3 protein-coding genes, 1 tRNA gene and 1 other RNA gene are annotated in these 4023 nt (G+C 38.9%); 1 reads left to right on the top strand and 4 read right to left on the bottom strand.

What is annotated here, in order from left to right; all coding sequences use genetic code 11:
- The coding region (locus V7659_RS03915; RefSeq protein ID WP_335538249.1) for a xanthine dehydrogenase family protein molybdopterin-binding subunit at positions 1-1488 on the bottom strand (1488 nt) is incomplete at its 3' end.
- A gap of 504 nt (positions 1489-1992) precedes the next feature.
- Between V7659_RS03915 and V7659_RS03910 the strand changes: the two genes are divergently transcribed.
- Positions 1993-3027: an MFS transporter gene (locus V7659_RS03910; protein WP_335538247.1), complete on the top strand. Its 1035-nt coding sequence runs from the start codon at positions 1993-1995 to the stop codon at positions 3025-3027.
- Here the strand turns inward: V7659_RS03910 and V7659_RS03905 are convergent.
- The 3 genes from V7659_RS03905 to V7659_RS03895 form a co-directional block, all read right to left on the bottom strand.
- On the bottom strand, positions 3024-3611 hold the full coding sequence (locus tag V7659_RS03905) for a nucleotidyltransferase family protein (RefSeq protein WP_335538246.1): 588 nt from the start codon (positions 3609-3611) through the stop codon (positions 3024-3026). The two genes, V7659_RS03910 and V7659_RS03905, sit on opposite strands and share 4 nt — an antisense overlap.
- 256 nt (positions 3612-3867) lie before the next feature.
- Positions 3868-3951, bottom strand: an RNA gene (ffs, locus tag V7659_RS03900) — signal recognition particle sRNA small type.
- Positions 3951-4022 (bottom strand) — tRNA-Asn (locus V7659_RS03895). The genes ffs and V7659_RS03895 overlap by 1 nt, the downstream gene beginning before the upstream one ends.
- Between the last annotated feature and the right edge of the window lies 1 nt (position 4023).

Below are 4023 nucleotides of genomic sequence, written 5' to 3'. Positions count from 1 at the left end.
TTCGTACGGGAGGTCTAGTTCTTTAGCGACAATTTTAGACAGCGTCGTCAAAATGCCTTGTCCCATATCAGAATTTGAGATTTTTAGTGATACCTTTCCGTCCTTTGATTTAAACAGTTTCACCGTTGCTTTAATATGGTCTCGTTCGCCACTGCCTGTAAATCCACAGCCATGGAGGAACAACGAAGTTCCAATACCTTTTTTATAGCGCTGACTTTGTTGATTGAAAACTTGAAACTCCTGTTTTTTCTTTTTGTATTCTGACGAATTGACAAGGTCCTCAATCATTTCTCCGACTAATATTGGGTCGCGGAATATACCTTTGGTGATGGTGGGGTCTCCTTGTTTGACGAGGTATTTTCGTTTATATTCAAGTGGTTCGATATTTGCCAGTTTACTAAGATGCCCCATATGACTTTCGATTCCGGCAAAGCTTTGAGGAGCACCAAAGCCTCTAAAGGCGCCATTCGGAACGGTATTGGTCTTTAAGACATAGCCTTTTGCATGAAAATGCGGAATCTTATAAACACCGGCACTGTTGATTAAGGCGCGCTGCAGCACGACAGAACTCAAACCCACATTCGCTCCGCCATCCAGATAGATATCAACACACAGGCTTAAGATATTTCCTTCCTTATCTAGAGCCGTTCGATATTTGAGTTTAGCGGGATGCCTTTTCGTGGTCACTACCATATCCTCAGAACGGTCAAATACAAGCATCACCGATTTTTTGACTGCTTTTGCCGCCACCGCTACGTGACAGGCCATCATTGAAGGAAACTCTTCTTTACCGCCAAAACCTCCACCGGTCGGGCTTTGGACCACTCTGACTTCATCGTCACCACAGGCTAAAGCGCTTAGTAAGGCATTTTTTATATAATAAAGACATTGCATGGAACCCTGTACTTCAATTTCATCATCCTTATAAATGGCGAGCATTCCTTGTGGCTCAAGGTAGACATGCTCCTGATAACCCGTTTCATATTCCTCCTCGATTATTTGGTGGGCACTTTGCTCGACTGCTGAAATGACATCTACGCTTTCCCCAAACTCATAGCTTGCCATTGTAACCCCGGCTCCAGACTTTTGTTGGATGGCATCGTCCAATGTATAAATAGCCTGATGTTCTTCAAATTCAACCTTCACTTCATTTAACAAACTGTAAATAGTTTCTAGGTCATCTCCTACGAGCATCAGAATCGGCTCTCCAATATAATTGACCCATTCATTCGCAAAAATGGGCTGATCTTCTTTGATGATTTTGACATAATTCGGTCCGGGAATATGCTCTGCTCCAACTGCTTCATAACCTTCAGGAAGATTCGGTAACTGTATCGACTTAATTTTCCCATAAGCAATCGGTGAACGAAACAAAACACCATAAACCATATTTTCCACTTTCACGTCACTAATATAGGGCAGCTGGCCCGATACTTTACCACCATGGTCCTTTTTGGGCACTGAGGTGCTTATGTCTTTTAGGTTCATTCCAACAACACCCTTCGACTCTTTTTTTTAAAGGAAGACACTTAATCAATAGAAACCTCTTCCTATGATTTTATAAATGAGAATCATATTTTATGATTCATTTCATTCAAGAATTTATGATGCTTCATTTTTTTGATTGAAAATCGTCGAATTTAGACCAAACCCATATTCAGAAACTTCTAAAATGTTTTTAAATTACATTGACAATACAGTATACTAAGTATTATCAATGTAAGCGTATAAAAAATGTTTTTTAATAAATGGATGATGTTGTTACAAGTAAAGAGGATGAAAATGGATCCAGCTCGTAAAATCTTAAAGGGCAGATGTTAAATGGAACTAAATAGATATAAGGAGTCACTAGAGGTTTCTAAATTATGGAATTTTAATTATATCTTCATATTGTGTATCAACATTCTCAGTAATGGCTTTTAATCTTGTTACCCCCCCTATTGTCGGAATATGCTATTCATTTAGGTGCATCCTTAGGTATGTCAGGTGTGAGTGATCGTTGGTTTGTTTGCGATTACAGCGCTTGTTATTGGTCCATTTGGAGGAATTCTTACAGACCGGATCAATAAAAAACATGTCATGATTATTGCTACTATCATCAATGGCATTGCAACAATTGGTTACAGCCTATCACCCAATATAGGGCTTCTGATTTTATTCCGTATCTTGCATGGAGCCAGTTTCAGTATTACCGTTGCGTCCAACCTTGCTTGGATATCGGATTTTATACCTAGAAACAGGATGGGAGAAGGAATTGGTTATTTTGGTATTAGTCAAATAATAGCGATTGCTATTGGTCCTGGAATAGGGATAGAAGCGGCAAGTCAATTCGGAATCCCCAAAATCTTCATGATGGCAGCAGCATTGCTTTTTATTGCATCGATTTGTATGATTTTTGTTTCAACCAAGGATCATACATTCAAAGGAAATAAAACAGTTAAAAATAAGAGAATCGGTCTAAAGGATATTATTGCATTTGAGATCCTGCCGCTTTCTTTAATAGGGGGCTTGTTTTCTTTAGGAAATGGGCTAGTCACCTCTTTTTTAGTTTTACTGGGAGCAGAACGTAATATAAAAGGAGTGGGAATCTATTTCACTGTAAATGCATTGTTTCTTCTTTTTATAAGACCCCTATCAGGAAAGTTATATGACCGAAAGGGACTCTCTTATATTTTGTATCCTGCATTATTATTTGGCTGCATCGAATCATTGTTATTAGGGTTTGCCAATTCGCTATGGATGATCATTTTAGCGGCTATTTTTAAAGCATTTGGGCAGGGAATCGGGCAGCCTGCACTGCAGGCAGAATCTCTTCGAAAATTAGGCAGTCAAAGAACGGGGGTGGCTTCAAGTACTTTCTATATTGGAGCGAGTATCGGGCAAGGATTTGGTCCTTTGCTAGGCGGAGGTTTTGCTTCTCTATTTGGATATCAAGGAATGTTTAGCGTTAGTGCCGTTCTCATGATAACTGGTATTTTTGGTTATGTCATATACAATAAAAGTACGCAACCTTCTAATTCTATTTAAGCTTTGTCATAATAATCAAGGGCTATTTGGTAATCCTCCTGGGTATCAACATCCATTAATACTGCTGGGTCATCTACATTCATGTATTTCTTTTCGAAACAGCTCAGGACCGCTCGCAGATTACTTTCTGGATTGGTTTCGAGAATTTTCTGTTGCACTTCACTAGATAATTTGATAGGGTGACCACCTTTAAAGTTAAAGCTGGGAATAACTACATTCCCTTCTTGTTCTGCAAGTATCTGAACAGTCTCATTTTTAACAAGAGGACAATCTCCGGGTGTGATATAGAAGGTTGAGGCATTTACTTCTCTACATCCCTTTTGTATGGACGTAAACATTCCCTGGTTAAAGTTTTCATTATAAACAAATTTGATCTGAAATGAATAGACATTCTTACTTCTGATTTTTACAATTTCCTCTTGGATGATTTCCGCTTGGAACCCAGCTACGACGATGACCCTGCTGCATATTCCTTCAAATTTTGAAAGGGTTTGCTCCAATACAGTCATTTGCCCGAGAGGCAAAGTCATTTTATATGCATTCGCACGGCTGGAATATCCAGCTGCTAGGACGATTGCTTCCATTTTTGTCACCTTCTATATATTATTATTTAATTAATTTATTTACCTTAACTCCATGTTTGTCCATTGCGATCTAAGACAACCTTTAATAATATACAGGAACTCCTTAAGAACATTGCAAAGCGTCTAACTGGCGCTTTTTTCTTTCATTTTATAATTTTATTCGTTTACTAAAAATAAAATCACCATCCACAAATATGGATGGTGATTGATCTGTTACATATTGTTGAAGAAAGTTAGTTTACAAAGAATTTGTCCTATGTAATAGTCCACACAATTTCACTAGTTATGGCTGCTGCGTTCCCGCCCTGACCAGTTTCCTAGTGTCTTTGTTGGACTAAACTCCGCAGGTAGGACTCGAACCTACGACCGATCGGTTAACAGCCGATAGCTCTACCACTGAGCTACTGCGGAA

Origin of the sequence: Neobacillus drentensis (assembly GCF_036966985.1) — a bacterium.
Taxonomy (GTDB): domain Bacteria; phylum Bacillota; class Bacilli; order Bacillales; family Cytobacillaceae; genus Neobacillus; species Neobacillus drentensis_E.
Note: the sequence above shows the minus strand (reverse complement) of the source record. Positions and strands in the feature narration are given on the sequence as shown.